The organism is Undibacterium sp. MH2W, from assembly GCF_049340215.1.
In the GTDB taxonomy this organism is placed as follows: Bacteria; Pseudomonadota; Gammaproteobacteria; order Burkholderiales; family Burkholderiaceae_D; genus Undibacterium.
Window position 1 is genome coordinate 92,435 of record NZ_JBMPPA010000005.1, and the last position, 14,113, is coordinate 106,547.

The 14,113-nt window shown below is 49.5% G+C and carries 13 protein-coding genes; 9 read left to right on the forward strand and 4 right to left on the reverse strand.

All coding sequences use genetic code 11. The features are described from left to right. Window positions 1-378: 378 nt before the first annotated feature. Entirely contained in the window at window positions 379-1,224 is an 846-nt protein-coding gene (locus ACO0K2_RS13300; RefSeq protein WP_423019565.1) for an undecaprenyl-diphosphate phosphatase, read from the forward strand. A gap of 74 nt (window positions 1,225-1,298) precedes the next feature. On the opposite strand, the gene ACO0K2_RS13305 is transcribed toward ACO0K2_RS13300, so the two are convergent. The 4 genes from ACO0K2_RS13305 to ACO0K2_RS13320 all read right to left on the reverse strand — a co-directional run bounded on the left by ACO0K2_RS13305 (window position 1,299) and on the right by ACO0K2_RS13320 (window position 6,721). After that, window positions 1,299-2,702, reverse strand: coding sequence for an MFS transporter (locus ACO0K2_RS13305; RefSeq protein ID WP_423019567.1), 1,404 nt, complete (start codon window positions 2,700-2,702; stop codon window positions 1,299-1,301). Between the two features lie 32 nt (window positions 2,703-2,734). Continuing rightward, window positions 2,735-3,100, reverse strand: a complete 366-nt coding sequence (locus ACO0K2_RS13310; protein ID WP_423019569.1) for a hypothetical protein — start codon at window positions 3,098-3,100, stop codon at window positions 2,735-2,737. A gap of 194 nt (window positions 3,101-3,294) precedes the next feature. Next, the gene (locus ACO0K2_RS13315; protein ID WP_423019571.1) at window positions 3,295-5,130 is read right to left on the reverse strand and encodes an AMP-dependent synthetase/ligase; all 1,836 of its coding nucleotides are present in this window, start codon (window positions 5,128-5,130) and stop codon (window positions 3,295-3,297) included. Window positions 5,131-5,449: 319 nt separating this feature from the next. Next, window positions 5,450-6,721, reverse strand: coding sequence for an O-acetylhomoserine aminocarboxypropyltransferase/cysteine synthase family protein (locus tag ACO0K2_RS13320; RefSeq protein WP_423019573.1), 1,272 nt, complete (start codon window positions 6,719-6,721; stop codon window positions 5,450-5,452). A 260-nt stretch (window positions 6,722-6,981) separates the two neighbouring features. Between ACO0K2_RS13320 and ACO0K2_RS13325 the strand changes: the two genes are divergently transcribed. The 8 genes from ACO0K2_RS13325 (at window position 6,982) to minE (ending at window position 14,104) form a co-directional block, all read left to right on the forward strand. Then, window positions 6,982-8,199 carry an acyl-CoA dehydrogenase family protein gene (locus ACO0K2_RS13325; RefSeq protein WP_423019575.1) on the forward strand — a complete coding sequence of 406 codons (1,218 nt, stop codon included), beginning with the start codon at window positions 6,982-6,984 and terminating at the stop codon, window positions 8,197-8,199. A gap of 32 nt (window positions 8,200-8,231) precedes the next feature. After that, window positions 8,232-9,032 (forward strand): methionine ABC transporter ATP-binding protein, encoded by an 801-nt coding sequence (locus ACO0K2_RS13330; protein WP_423019577.1) that lies wholly within the window; start codon window positions 8,232-8,234, stop codon window positions 9,030-9,032. Then, on the forward strand, window positions 9,022-9,684 hold the full coding sequence (locus tag ACO0K2_RS13335; RefSeq protein ID WP_423019579.1) for a methionine ABC transporter permease: 663 nt from the start codon (window positions 9,022-9,024) through the stop codon (window positions 9,682-9,684). Before ACO0K2_RS13330 ends, ACO0K2_RS13335 begins: the two co-directional genes overlap by 11 nt. A 44-nt stretch (window positions 9,685-9,728) precedes the next feature. Further along, window positions 9,729-10,556 (forward strand): MetQ/NlpA family ABC transporter substrate-binding protein, encoded by an 828-nt coding sequence (locus ACO0K2_RS13340; RefSeq protein WP_423019581.1) that lies wholly within the window; start codon window positions 9,729-9,731, stop codon window positions 10,554-10,556. A 3-nt stretch (window positions 10,557-10,559) separates the two neighbouring features. Then, a complete protein-coding gene (locus ACO0K2_RS13345) occupies window positions 10,560-11,945 on the forward strand; it encodes an LLM class flavin-dependent oxidoreductase (protein ID WP_423019583.1) in 1,386 nt (461 codons plus the stop codon). 273 nt (window positions 11,946-12,218) lie between these two features. After that, the gene (gene minC / locus ACO0K2_RS13350) at window positions 12,219-12,968 is read left to right on the forward strand and encodes a septum site-determining protein MinC (protein WP_423019585.1); all 750 of its coding nucleotides are present in this window, start codon (window positions 12,219-12,221) and stop codon (window positions 12,966-12,968) included. 55 nt (window positions 12,969-13,023) lie between these two features. Beyond that, entirely contained in the window at window positions 13,024-13,839 is an 816-nt protein-coding gene (minD, locus tag ACO0K2_RS13355; RefSeq protein ID WP_423019587.1) for a septum site-determining protein MinD, read from the forward strand. Window position 13,840: 1 nt separating this feature from the next. After that, window positions 13,841-14,104: a cell division topological specificity factor MinE gene (gene minE / locus ACO0K2_RS13360; RefSeq protein WP_423019589.1), complete on the forward strand. Its 264-nt coding sequence runs from the start codon at window positions 13,841-13,843 to the stop codon at window positions 14,102-14,104. Window positions 14,105-14,113 lie beyond the last annotated feature (9 nt).

Sequence of the window (14,113 nt, forward strand, 5' to 3'; positions counted from 1 at the left end):
GCCCGTCACTTGAATGCCAACGATCTCGATACGCTTGTCGAAATAGATATATCGCCAGCGGCATCATTGGCTTGCTGAGGGAAGAGTGAATAAAGGTGATATCTTTATGATAAAAATAGGACGAATGTTAAACAATAAAAAAAGGCATCTCTTGCCGTTGTACAAATTCAACATGACAAAATAACACCGCCCCCTATTTCCCCCTTGATGGTCAATAAGTTACTTCAAGGAAATGGCGATATGCCTATCCGTGCGGCAAACGAGATTGTTGGGCTTGATACCGAAAAAGTAATATGAATATTTCATGAAAAATGACTGAGATGTGGTGACAAACGACAAAGAATAGGCGATGCTTGCGCTTTTTCCCGAAAGAGCTGCATGGAATTCTTTTACATCCTTATTCTTGCGATGGTTCAGGGCATTGCCGAACTATTACCCGTCTCCAGTTCTGCGCACGTCATCGTCGCTGAAAAGTTAATGGGGCTCGATCCAACATCGCCACAAATGACGATGGTGCTCGTCATGCTGCATACCGGCACGATGTTCGCGGTCATCGCTTATTACTGGAAATCATGGCGTGAAACCTATTTCGCGTCTTCGCAGCAATTCCGCGCAAACGGTGCCAATCTGATCATTGCGACCATCGCAACAGGGATCGTTGGGTTCGGCTTGCAAACCATCATCAAGCATTTCTTTGCTGAAAATGCCGATAAGTTTGAGATTGAACATTTATTTGGTAACGCCAAATTAATGGCGGCTGCTTTAGCATCTGCTGGCGTGCTAATTATCATTTCATCTCGCATGAAAGAAAAAGGCAATGACGACGTCAATACACGCAGTGCTTTGTGGATCGGCGCCGTGCAAGGTTTGTGTCTGCCTTTCCGCGGATTCTCACGCTCTGGTGCGACAATCTCTACTGGCTTGGCATTGGGGGTGAATCGTCGTCGTGCCGAACAGTTCAGCTTTGCGCTGGCCGTTGTGTTGACACCCGCTGTGATCGTGAAAGAAGCAGTTCGTTTGTATAAGGTCGAGAGCGCATCCGCTGTCAATGATACCGCCGTGTTACTGCACGCCCTGTTTCCAGGCTTATTGGGAATGGTATTGAGTTTCCTGACAGGCCTGATCGCTTTGCGTTGGTTATCTCGTTGGTTGGAACAAGGTCGCTGGCACTTTTTTGGTGCGTATTGCTTGTTCGCCTCACTCGTTGTGCTCTGGGTAGGCTAAGTCATTTCTGATCTCGTTGGTGGCGTTTGTGCAAACGCCACCAGCAGATTTCTCCGCTTCGACCAACGCTGTCGTTATCTTTCAGCGGTCTTTTTCCCGACAAACAAACGCGAAAAACTCGCCAGACTGGCGGTTGCTGCAAAACACGCGCCCATCCCCAAGGCATAATGTAATGCCTTATCTGCGAAAAAACTAAAGCAAAACGCCACTAAGGCGGCACCGGACGTTTGCCCCATGAGACGTGACGTCGCCACGACGCCGCTCGCACTTCCCGCACGACTCAATGGCGCTGAGCCCATGATCGCTTTGAGGTTAGGTGCCTGAAAAAATCCAAAGCCAATACCGCAGACCGCCATACGCCAACAAATGTCAACGACCGATGGATGCGCGCTAATGCCCAATAGCGCCAGCATTCCCCCAGATAGAATTGCTAAACCAATCCCACCTAACATTCCCGGGGGATAATGATCACTCAACCGACCTGCCACCGGTGCCATGATGGCCACCAATGCGGCCCAAGGTGTCATCAAAAATCCTGTCTCTACGGGCGAGCGTCCAAGGACCGTTTCGAAATAAAAGGGCAAAGAAACAAAGGCGAGGCTTTGCGTTGCAAACGTACAGATCGAGGTCACAACAGATAAAAAGAACATTGGTCGCCGAAATAAATCTACCGGTAACATCGGTGCCTGATGTCCCGCCTGGCGACGCAATAGCAAGATAAAAAAGAAAATCGTTACGGCAAGTTCCATCAACAAGGTCTTTTGCTGGGCCAAATGCGCGGCATCGCCCAGCAACAAAATGAGCATGCTGAAGGCGCCCAAGTTGAAGAACGCGGTCAATCCGTCAATCTGATGGCTAGCGCGAGCGGTAATCGGCAGGACTTTTTTTCCGAGAAAAAACGCAAATACGCCAAGTGGCACATTAATCGCAAACAACCAAGGCCATGTCGATACCGATAAAATCAATGAGGCGGTGGTGGGTCCCACTGCAAAGGCGACGGCAACGACCAAGGAATTGAGACCAAATCCGCGTCCCTGTAAGTGCGCCGGAAAAATCGCCCTTAACATCGCTGTGTTGACACCCATAATCGCACTCGCACCAACCCCTTGGAACAAGCGAGCGATCACTAACGACGTCAGCGACCAAGAGCAAGCACAACCCAATGAAGCAAGCGTAAAGACCACTAGTCCCGCAATAGAGACACGGCGATAACCAATCACCTCACCCAGCGCCGCCAATGGCAGCAGCGTTGCCACCATCGCCAATTGATAGACGTTGATGATCCACACCGACGCCGCTGGCGAGGTGTGCAGTTGATCGGCAATCGCTGGTAATGCGGTATTGGCAATGGCTGTATCAAGTGATGCCATCCCGACACCGATCGCGAGTGACAACATGGCGAGTGAGCGCTCTTTCGGCGGCAAGCCATCGCGATCAACCACACTCAATTTATCGTTGATGCTTGCTTGCTCGGTCATGGTCTCGCTCATGTTGATGAATGACGCTCTACTCAGAACCGATATTCGGCGACGATATTTTTGGTGAGACCGTGTTTGGTACCACCCGGCAGGACATCACCAAGTCGGCGCATATTGGCCGCAGGGATAAACATTTCAGCCATTTGGTCGGTACAACGGAATTTTGTGCCTGGGCTGAGGATCTCGCGTGCCCGGATTTTTAAGTGCAGAAACACTTTACTGCTGTCGCGATTGAGAATGATGTGGATATCGCTTTTAAAACTAGCCAGCGGAATCTTGACCCACCATCCTTCGTCACCACCATAACGGCCGCAAGCGGACCAAAAGGTATTATTGTCGTACAACATCACCGAGCCAAGGCGACCATTGATTCTTTGCATGGCTTCTGTTTTGGTCATTCTCTGTCTTTACTATTCATTACGTCATCAAGACAGCATTATAAACTTGATTCAGACATCACCCCGAGGAATGCGAAATCAGCCCGATTTCACGGTAATGAGCTGCCTCGCGCAAGTTCCCCACTGATACTGTAGAAGCAAAAAAAGCACGCTCATTAAGAGCGTGCCTTGTTGACGTTGCGCCAATAATGCAATCAGCGACGTGGTGCGTAAATGCGCGCTATATCCGCAGCAAAATGGTTCGCCAAGTTGTTACGCTTGAGTTTGAGTGTCGGCGTAATCAAGGTATTTTCAATGGTCCACGGTTCGAGAGACAAAATAGCCGCCTTTGGTTGGGCGTAAAACGGCAAACTGTTCGTCAATTCACGTACCCGTTTAACAACGACATCCACCGCAGCAGGTGCCTGCAAGCTGGCGGGGTTAGCAGGATCAAGTTGCAAAGAAGTACATAATTCATGCCAATAACGCTGACTTAAGACCACTGCACAGCCAATAAACGGAGAATTTTCACCAAAGGCATAGGCTTGTTCAAATGACGCATCCGTCAAGATGGCGAGTTCGAGGTCGACTGGTGCAATTTTTTCACCCGTTGACGTCACGATAATCTCTTTCACACGGCCAAGAATCCGTACCCGACCATCGACCACCGCAGCCTGATCACCAGTACGTAACCAGCCATCAATAAACGCGTTGGCGGTATCTTCTTCACGCTTCCAATATCCGCGCATGACGTTAGGTCCACGTACCTGTAACTCTTTATTTTCGCCGATACGGACTTCGACACCATCCATCGTGCGGCCAACGGAATTGGGATCATTGTCGTCTGGCGAATTAAATGCCACGACGGGTGCCGTTTCTGTCATGCCATAGCCTTGCACAATCGGAATACCTAATCCCAAGAAGCACCTTGAAATGACCGTCGATAAAGCAGCGCCACCGCTCACCGCAACCCGCAGACGTCCACCAAACTGTTGCTTGAGCTTGGTCGCCACCAAAGGATCAAGAATGCGCCAAGCCAATTCATCGAACATCGCCGCCAATGCGCTATCAGACAAGGTCTTCTGTTGTCGTGAGAAACGACGCCAGCCGACGTTAATTGCCGCATTAAACAAGCTCGCCGCAAATTGCGAAGTCGACAGCTTCGTCTGAATCACACTGTACACACGCTCATAAATCCGTGGCACGGAGATCAAAATCGTGGGTCTAACGATCGTTAAGTCTTCAGGCAATTGCTTGGTGGAACGTGAATACGCAACACAAGCGCCAGCCGCGATTGGCAAGTAATAGCCTGCTGTACGCTCAAAAGTATGCGACAACGGCAAAAATGATAAAAACACATCACTAGGAACAGGGGAGACGCGTAACACAACGGCTTTCACGTTAGACATCACATTGAGATGTGTCAGCATGACCCCTTTTGGCTTACCTGTTGTTCCAGAGGTGTACACCAATGCTGCTAAATCGTCCTGCGTGGGCAACTGCTCAGGAAGCACAGACTGCGCACCTTGGGCAAGCCAGGCATCGAGGCTCAACAGAGGCACGGGGCTTGCTGCAGCCGCATCCGCTGTCACTGCTTCGAGCACCACCACCTGACGTAACGCTGGCATGGGGATGCCAGTCTGAGCGATATCCTGCCATTGTTGGACAGTCGTCGCGACCAACATCGTCGCATCGCTATCGCTCACGATATACGCAATACTTGCCGGATTATCCAACGCATGCATCGGTACGGGCACACACGCTAAGCGCATTGCTGCTTGATCGATACATACCGCTTGAATACCATTCGGTAACAAAATAGCAATACGCGCTCCACGCTCGGGTTGCAGCGTTGCTAAGGCTTGCGCAAATTGAGTGACTTTTTGTTCAGTTTGCAGCCAGCTATAACTCACCCACTGTTGGCTACTCTCGTCAAACTGGCGATAGGCTTCGAGATCAGGAGTCTGGGTCACGCGCCAGCGAAAGAGGTCCGCCAGCGTTTGCAAAGGAGTCAATGCATTTCCCTGCGTGGATACGGTTGAGATCGACATGAGCTTAAGAGAGTAAGTGGTGATTCGTTGTTCTACGACGATGCATGGGGTAGATCGTGCATTTATTGCATGCCATCATACTACCATGATGCCTCCTGCGCACGGGCACCGCGTCAGGTAATGGGGCGGGGCGTGCTTTATTTTTATATCAGGCGGATTATAGGCAGCAAGTCACACGAGGCAATGATCAGCATCATTGACAAGCAAGAACGGCTGTGATTTGAATTTGAGGGTGGAGAACACCAAGGCGCCAGAAGAACGCACATCTCCTTCCCAATCGCTTGCACTGCGAGCGGAAGGAGACGTCACTTGTTGATGGTTAAGCGGCTTGGATTGCTTGTTCAAGATCGGCGAGCAAATCGTCGATATGTTCAATGCCGATGGATAAACGCACTGTATCTTCCGTCACCCCTGCTTTAAGCAATTCCTCAGGATTGAGTTGACGGTGTGTCGTCGTCGCTGGGTGGCAAGCGAGAGATTTGGCATCACCGATATTGACCAAACGGGTAAATAATCGCAACGCATCTTGGAACCGCGCGCCAGCCTCACGGCCACCTGCCAGTCCAAAAGTCAAAATACCTGAAGGCTTACCTCCTAAATACTTCAGCGCCAACGCATGGTCACGATGATCAGGCAAGCCTGCGTAATTCACCCAAGTGACTTTGGGATGCTTACTCAGATAGTGGGCGATCTTAATTGTATTTTCTGTGATGCGATCAAGACGTAAAGCCAGCGTTTCAATGCCCTGCAAAATTTGGAAGGCATTAAACGGCGATAAGGCAGCACCCGTGTTCCGCAGCGGAACGACGCGCGCGCGACCAATATACGCCGCAGGTCCTAATGCTTCGGTATAGACGACGCCGTGATAAGAAACGTCGGGTTCATTTAATCGTTTAAAGCGCGCCTTGTGCTCAGCCCATGGAAATTTGCCAGAATCCACAATGATGCCGCCAATTGTTGTGCCGTGTCCGCCCAGATATTTCGTCAACGAATGAACCACAATGTCGGCACCAAACTCAATCGGTCTTAACAAATAAGGCGAAGGGACCGTATTATCAACAATCAAAGGAACACCATGCGCATGGGCGATGTTAGCGATCGCTTCGATATCGGTAATATTACCAAGTGGATTACCAATCGACTCAACGTAAATCGCTTTCGTCTTATCATCGATCAGTTTCGCAAACGATGCGGGATCACGGTAATCAGCAAACCGCGTTGCAATGCCAAATTGTGGGAATGTGTGCGCAAAAAGGTTGTACGTACCACCGTAAAGCGTCGATGCCGAGACGATATTATCGCCCGCTTCGGCAATGGTCTGGATAGCGTATGTAATCGCCGCCTGCCCCGATGCCAGCGCCAGCCCAGCGATCCCTCCCTCTAGTTCAGCAACCCGTTTTTCCAACACGTCATTTGTCGGGTTCATGATGCGTGAATAAATATTGCCCTGTACTTTCAGATCAAACAAATCCGCACCGTGTTGCGTATTATCAAACGCGTAGGCAACGGTCTGATAAATCGGTACCGCGACTGAACGTGTTGTTGGATCTGGCGTATAGCCACCATGTACCGCAATTGTTTCGAGTCTCATTGATGATGTCCCTTTATTTGAATTCGTTCGACGTGAAGTAAAGTGAGGCAATAAGGTCGATCATAAAAAGAGGCGTACTGCAATACAAGGAAGTTTTTCATCTATCTAATTTACTTTTTTTTCAATGCACTGCAATAGCCATTTTCTGCATAAGTAAGATAAAAAATCTTCGTGTACGGACGGCCGATCCCTATGTAAAACTAAGTGACACCATGATCTGCAATGCTGCACATGTGCAGCCAACTCTCAAAGGTTTTTTTATGTCACCATCTTTACAAAAGATCGATCGCCATACAACGCACGCAGACGACCAACATGCTGATGATGTGCTGACCATCGCCAAAACACTGGCGAAACAATTTTCTGAAACGGCCGTCGAGCGTGATCAGGCGGGAGGACATGCGGCTGCGGAGCGAGAATCAATTCGCGCTTCTGGATTACTCACGTTGTCCGTTCCTAAAGAATTTGGCGGACAAGGTGCTAGTTGGGAAACGATTAATCAGGTCGTACGCATCTTGGCAAAAGCCGATAGTTCGTTAGCCCACGTGTTTGGCTTTCACCATCTGCAGATCGCGGGTCTTCAACTCTATGGCAATGCGCAACAGCAACGCCGTCTACTAACTGCCACCGTAGAAAACAATATTTTCTGGGGTAACGCACTCAATCCGCTTGATAAACGTACCGTCGCTTCACGCTTAGAGGATGGCTACGTGCTCAATGGTGTCAAAAGTTTTTCCTCAGGCTCCGTGGGATCCGACTGGCTCACGATCTCCGCATGGGATGAAACAACGCAAAGTCCATTGATCGCAGTGATTTCCAGCAAACAGCCTGGGATTCAGATTCAGTCTGATTGGGATGCGTTTGGTCAGCGACAGACCGATAGCGGGAATGTTTATTTTAGTCAGGTTTTCTTACCTGATCACCTCGTTTTGCAAGCCCCAGGACAGACGCCCACACCACAAGCGACCGTCCGATCACAGGTGGCGCAATTGATCATGACGAATCTCTATCTTGGGATTGGTCTTGGTGCCTTCGACGCAGCACGTCATTACACCAAAGAGCATGCTAAACCGTGGTTTGCGTCCGGTGTAGAGCAATCTTCCGACGATCCCTTTATTCAACGTCGCTACGCAGAACTATGGCTACTGCTCCGTCCAGCAATTGCACTGGCCGATAGCGCAGGGCGTGAACTCAATCGCGTGTTTGAGAAAGGCGCATTGATCACGAAAGAAGACCGCGGCAACTTAGCGGTTTCGGTCGCAGAAGCGAAATGCCTTGCCCATCGCGCTGGCATCGAAGTGAGTACGCAATTGTTTGATGCTACAGGCGCGCGCTCAACATCTGCAAAGTATGGCTTTGATCGCTTCTGGCGCAATGTTCGGGTCCATACCTTACACGATCCGATCGATTATAAATTGCGGGATCTTGGACGCTATCTGCTTGATGGCCAGTTTCCTGATCCGACACCGTACTCATAAGTGTTGACGTTCCTCACCTACAAGGAGGCATGATGACATCTCCCCTCATTCGGATCGTCAACGCCAGCAAAGCCTATCCAACGCCTGATAAAAGTGTGTTCCATGCTCTCAAAAATATTGATCTGGACATTTATGCGGGAGATATTGTTGGACTGATTGGTAAAAGTGGCGCAGGCAAATCAAGCCTGCTCAGATTAATCAATTTACTTGAACGACCAGATCATGGTCAGGTGATCTTTGCTGGTCAGGATCTAACAACGCTCAATAAAAAATCCTTACGCCAGACCAGACAACAAATCGGCATGATTTTCCAGCAGTTTAATCTGCTTCAAAACGCCTCTGTATTTGATAACGTCGCATTCCCATTAAAAATACAAGGTGGATTGAGTACCAAAGAGATCGACGCTCGGGTAGAGCAATGTTTATCCATTGTGGGACTAGAAAATAAAAAAGACAGCTACCCGGCACAGCTATCAGGAGGACAAAAACAACGCGTCGCTATTGCACGTGCGTTGGCACCGCAACCACAAGTTTTATTATGCGATGAACCGACATCCGCCCTCGATGCAGAAACAACGCGTGAAATCCTCGATACCTTACGCGATATCAATCAGCGTCTTGGCGTCACAATTGTGATCGTCAGTCACGAGCTTGCCGTGCTCAGTAAGTTATGCGACCACGTTGCCGTCATCGTTGATGGAGAAGTTGCAGAGACGTTTGCTTTGGCAGAAAGCACCGCACTTCGGCGCACGGCACTTGGCCGTGAATTAATCTATCACTGGCATGAAGAACATGCGATGCCATTGCCAGAGGGGCTCGCACATGTTGGATAATATTATTCTGCTCTTGCCAGAACTCGGCACTGCCATTGTGCAGACACTGACGATGCTCGCCATTGGATTAGCGACGGCCATTCTGTGTGGTGGGCCGCTCGGGCTTCTCTTATTTTTGGTGGATACCGGACAATCATTAGAGAACCGTCCCCTATCGCTTGCGTTAGGCTGGATCGTCAATACCGTGCGCTCATTTCCGTTCATTATTTTATTGGTGGCGCTTGTTCCATTCACCCGCTGGCTCATCGGAACATCCATTGGACCGCTGGCAGCGTCCGTACCGCTATCGATCGCAGCTATTCCTTACTTTGCTCGGCTCGTCGAAAAAAGCTGCAAAGAGGTACCCCGCGGCGTGATTGAAGCCGCCCATGCGATGGGCGCTTCTGAATGGCAAATTATATGGCGGGTACTACTTGTCGAAGCCCGCTCAGGCTTGGTACTGGCGCTGACAGTGTTGGCCATTAGTTTTCTGTCGTACTCTGCCATCGCAGGGGTAGTCGGTGGCGGCGGTATCGGCGACCTCGCTATCCGTTATGGCTATTATCGTTTCCAAACAGACGTCATGGTCGTGACAATTGCACTGCTTGTCGCCTTGGTGCAGATCATTCAGTTTGCAGGCAACCGTATCGCACATGCAATCGATCATCGGTGATTGCGCTCGTTATTTTATAGAAAACAAACATCATCAAGGACATCATGTTAAAACGCCTATTCATCTCAACGTTCACGATCACCGCGCTCCTCCTTACTGCTAGCGCTGCCATCGCCAAAGATGCGAAGGAGCTCGTTATCGGCACCAGTGCTGGCCCCTACGCTGATCAAATCAAACTAGGCATTAAGCCGATCCTCGAAAAGCAAGGCTATAAGGTCAAGGTGATTGAATTTAATGACTACATTCAACCCAACTTTGCCCTCGCTGAAGGGGCCTTGGATGCCAATGCATTTCAACACATTGTCTATCTAACGAAATTCTCCACCGACAATAAACTCGCCTTAAGCGAACTCATTAAAGTGCCAACTGCACCAATCGCGATTTACAGCAAAAAACACCGCTCGCTCAACGAGGTCAAAGAGGGCACGACCGTTGCGCTTCCCAATGATCCAACGAACCAAGCACGTGCATTGGTATTGCTTGAGCAACTGGGGTGGATCAAACTAAAAGCCAACGTCGATCCTATCCGTGCATCAGAAAATGATGTCGCACAAAATAGTAAAAAAATTAAATTAATCCCCTTAGAAGCAGCACAACTTCCCCGTTCGCTCGAAGATACCGATTATTCCTTTGTGAACGGCAATTATGCGCTGGCCTCCGGCCTCAAGCTGACAGAAGCGCTCGCCCAAGAAAAAATTTCAACGCGCTACCAGAATCTTGTCGCGATTCGCACCGCAGACAAAGACAAGCCTTGGGTCAAAGATCTTGAAGCAGCCTATCGTTCACGCGAATTTCTGGCGGTGACGAATAAATACTTTTCGGGATTTGCAAAGCCCGACTATCAGCAAGCCCTTGAAGCGACATCAAAATAAATCATGGCGACACTCATTCGTTTTAACGCTTTTCAGATGAATACACCGGGACATCAATCCCCTGGTCTGTGGCGTCATCCACGCGACAACAGTCATGCATATACAAGCGCACAATACTGGACAGAACTCGCGCGTCTGCTGGAATACGGTTTATTTGATGCCGTGTTCTTAGCCGATGTACTGGGCGTATATGATGTGTATCAAGGAAGTGCCGATACCGCGCTCAAACATGGCATTCAATTGCCTCTGAATGATCCTCTGGCGCTCGTACCATTGATGGCGCAGGTCACACGGCATCTGGGTTTCGGCGTGACCTGTGCGCTGAGTTACGAACATCCGTACCCGTTTGCACGACGCATGTCTACACTCGATCATTTAACGAAAGGCCGGATTGGATGGAATATCGTCACGGGTTATCTTGACAGTGCGGCCCGCAATCTGGGATTGCAACAGCAATTAAGTCACGATGAACGCTATGACCTAGCAGACGAATATCTCGACGTTGTTTATAAATTATGGGAACAGAGCTGGGATGACCAAGCAGTAAGGCGCGATAAACACCTTGGCGTTTATACTGATCCTGCCCATGTTCATCCCATCCAACATCACGGTCGCTATTTTGACGTACCAGGTTTTCATCTTTGTGAACCTTCCCCCCAACGTACACCACTGCTATTTCAAGCGGGAACGTCAACACGCGGCACGGCTTTTGCGGCGCGCCATGCTGAATGTAGTTTTGTCAGTGGCCCGAGTAAAAAGGTCGTGAAAAAGTATGTCGATGATATCCACGCTGCCGTCATTGCTGAGGGACGCCGAACTGATCAAATCTTGATTTATGCGCAGGCCTTAATCATCACGGCTGAAACGTCGGCCGCTGCGCATGAAAAATACCAAGATTATTTACGCTACATCGATATCGAGGCATCGCTTACCTTGTTATCGGGTTGGACAGGCGTTGATTTCTCGCGTTTCCCATTGGATGCCACGATTGACTATATCGACTCAGAAGCAGGTCGTTCTGCCCTCGCTTCGTTCAGTGCGGCCGATCCAGACAAGCGCTGGACAGTACGAGAAGCCGCCCAATTTATCGGTTTAGGCGGCCGAGGCCCAGTCTTCGTTGGTGACGCAAAAGAAATTGCAGATCAACTTGAGTCGTGGGTGGATGACACCGGTATCGACGGATTTAATCTGGCATTTGCCCTATCGCACGAAACAATCAGTGATGTTGTGACTTTCGTGGTGCCTGAATTGCAGTCCCGTCAACGGTATAAAACCCATTACACAGAGGGTAGTTTGCGGCATCAATTGTTTGGTCTCGGCGATCAATTACCCCTCAATCACTGCGGCAAGCGGACTAAAATCAAAACGAAAGAGATATTGGCTGCATGACAATCTCCGTTGAGATCCACCTGTCATGGAAAGCCAGCGGCAGCCGCTGATGTCACAGGTGTTTCCCAATAGAAACATCTGTGACAAAAGGCAAGCATAATTTTGCAATCTTGCTCATCAATTGGTAGGATGAGTCCTTTTAGGTCGGACGAGTGGTTTCCTTGCGTCGAACTGTTTCAGGATGGCAACAAAATTACCATCACTTTACGAGTTGACTGGGTTATATTAGCAAGGCATGTCTGCTCACCGTCTTTCCTCTTTTCCCTTGGACCTATGCAAAACAGTCTGACGCGCAAGCCTATTGAAATTAAGATTTCCACCGTTGTTGCGGTCGCTATTTTGTTGCACGAAGCGTCCATCCCTGCGCTGGAGGCCGCTTTACAAGAAATGACGGCGGGTTCCCCTGATTTTTTTGACGATGAATTTGCGGTGATTGATGTCGAAGCAATCGCCGAAGCCGCAGTCGATTGGAATGCACTCATCCCCTTATTTAAGTCACATGGACTCAATCCGGTCGCTGTTCGCCATGCACGGGAAGAGGATTATGCGACGATACGCTCCCACGGACTGAGTATTGACGTTGTCAGTAAGCCACGTTTGGAAAGCGAACAAGTCGCCGCCCCTGCAGTCGTGCCAGCGCCAGCGCCTGCCCCCGTCGAGCCACAAATCATTGTTCGCAATAATCCGGCGATGGTGATCGATACCCCAGTGCGCGCGGGTCAACGCATTTATGCGCGCGGTGCAGACTTGATCATCACTGCATCCGTCAATAATGGCGCTGAAGTGATCGCAGATGGTAGCATCCACATTTATGCCCCACTCCGTGGTCGTGCACTGGCAGGCGCGACGGGTAACACCGAAGCCCGGATTTTCGCGCTCACCATGGAACCAGAGTTAGTCTCCATTGCCGGCATTTACCGGACCTTTGAGAACGGATTTCCACCATTAAAAGCAAATCACCCAGTACAAGTGAAGCTCAATGGTGACAGTATTGAAGTATCATCAGTAAAACTAGTTGGCTGACGCCCTGTATAAGCAAAATGAATGCAGTTATTTCGGATAGAAAAAGGAGTTTTTTGTGGCAAGAATCATCGTTGTAACATCCGGCAAGGGCGGAGTAGGTAAAACGACTTCCAGTGCAAGCTTCGCCTCTGGCTTGGCCATGCGTGGTCACAAAACTGCAGTGTTAGATTTTGACGTTGGTCTGCGCAACCTTGATCTCATTATGGGCTGCGAACGCCGCGTCGTCTACGATCTGGTCAACGTGATTAGTGGCGAAGCAACGCTCAATCAAGCGCTGATCAAAGACAAGCATTGCGACAACCTGTTTATTTTGCCCGCCTCCCAGACACGCGATAAAGACGCGCTGACCGAAGACGGCGTTGAAAAAGTCCTTAATGATCTGATCAGTATGGATTTTGAATACATCGTCTGCGACTCTCCAGCGGGTATCGAGCGCGGCGCTGTCATGGCACTGACGTTTGCCGATGAAGCGATCGTTGTCACCAATCCCGAGGTCTCTTCCGTCCGCGATTCTGACCGCATTCTGGGTATCATTCAGGCAAAATCCAAACGCGCACAAGCGGGCGGTGAGCCAGTCAAAGAACATTTATTAATTACGCGCTACTCACCAAAACGTGTTGAGGCAGGCGAAATGCTTTCCCACACGGACGTACAAGAGATTTTGCGCATCCCGCTGATTGGCGTTATTCCTGAATCCGAAGCCGTTTTACACGCATCAAACCAAGGTAACCCAGCAATTCATATGAAGGGCAGCGATGTTTCTGATGCTTATGAAGACGTGGTTTCACGCTTCTTAGGTATTGAGACACCATTACGTTTCATTAACTATGAAAAACCGGGATTGCTGCAGCGCATTTTCGGAGGTAAATAAAATGGCTCTGCTTTCTTTTTTGTTTAACAGCAAACCCAAAACCGCCAATATGGCGAAAGAACGCCTGCAAATTATCATCGCTCGCGAACGCACCGGACGCGAAGGCTATGATTTTTTACCGGCATTAAGGGAAGAGCTTATTGCTGTGATTTCTAAGTACACCAAAGTCAACGCTGAAGACATCAAAGTTTCCTTGGATAAACAAGGAAACCTCGAAGTGCTCGATGTGAATGTCGTTCTGCCTGATCTCGACGTAAGAAACTAAGTCTATTGA

Excerpts from the sequence above, each read along its gene's own strand:
- ACO0K2_RS13300 (WP_423019565.1), top strand. The coding sequence starts at position 379 with ATGGAATTCTTTTACATCCTTATTCTTGCGATGGTTCAGGGCATTGCC.
- ACO0K2_RS13305 (WP_423019567.1), bottom strand. The coding sequence starts at position 2,702 with ATGACCGAGCAAGCAAGCATCAACGATAAATTGAGTGTGGTTGATCGC.
- ACO0K2_RS13310 (WP_423019569.1), bottom strand. The coding sequence starts at position 3,100 with ATGACCAAAACAGAAGCCATGCAAAGAATCAATGGTCGCCTTGGCTCG.
- ACO0K2_RS13315 (WP_423019571.1), bottom strand. The coding sequence starts at position 5,130 with ATGTCGATCTCAACCGTATCCACGCAGGGAAATGCATTGACTCCTTTG.
- ACO0K2_RS13320 (WP_423019573.1), bottom strand. The coding sequence starts at position 6,721 with ATGAGACTCGAAACAATTGCGGTACATGGTGGCTATACGCCAGATCCA.
- ACO0K2_RS13325 (WP_423019575.1), top strand. The coding sequence starts at position 6,982 with ATGTCACCATCTTTACAAAAGATCGATCGCCATACAACGCACGCAGAC.
- ACO0K2_RS13330 (WP_423019577.1), top strand. The coding sequence starts at position 8,232 with ATGACATCTCCCCTCATTCGGATCGTCAACGCCAGCAAAGCCTATCCA.
- ACO0K2_RS13335 (WP_423019579.1), top strand. The coding sequence starts at position 9,022 with ATGTTGGATAATATTATTCTGCTCTTGCCAGAACTCGGCACTGCCATT.
- ACO0K2_RS13340 (WP_423019581.1), top strand. The coding sequence starts at position 9,729 with ATGTTAAAACGCCTATTCATCTCAACGTTCACGATCACCGCGCTCCTC.
- ACO0K2_RS13345 (WP_423019583.1), top strand. The coding sequence starts at position 10,560 with ATGGCGACACTCATTCGTTTTAACGCTTTTCAGATGAATACACCGGGA.
- minC (WP_423019585.1), top strand. The coding sequence starts at position 12,219 with ATGCAAAACAGTCTGACGCGCAAGCCTATTGAAATTAAGATTTCCACC.
- minE (WP_423019589.1), top strand. The coding sequence starts at position 13,841 with ATGGCTCTGCTTTCTTTTTTGTTTAACAGCAAACCCAAAACCGCCAAT.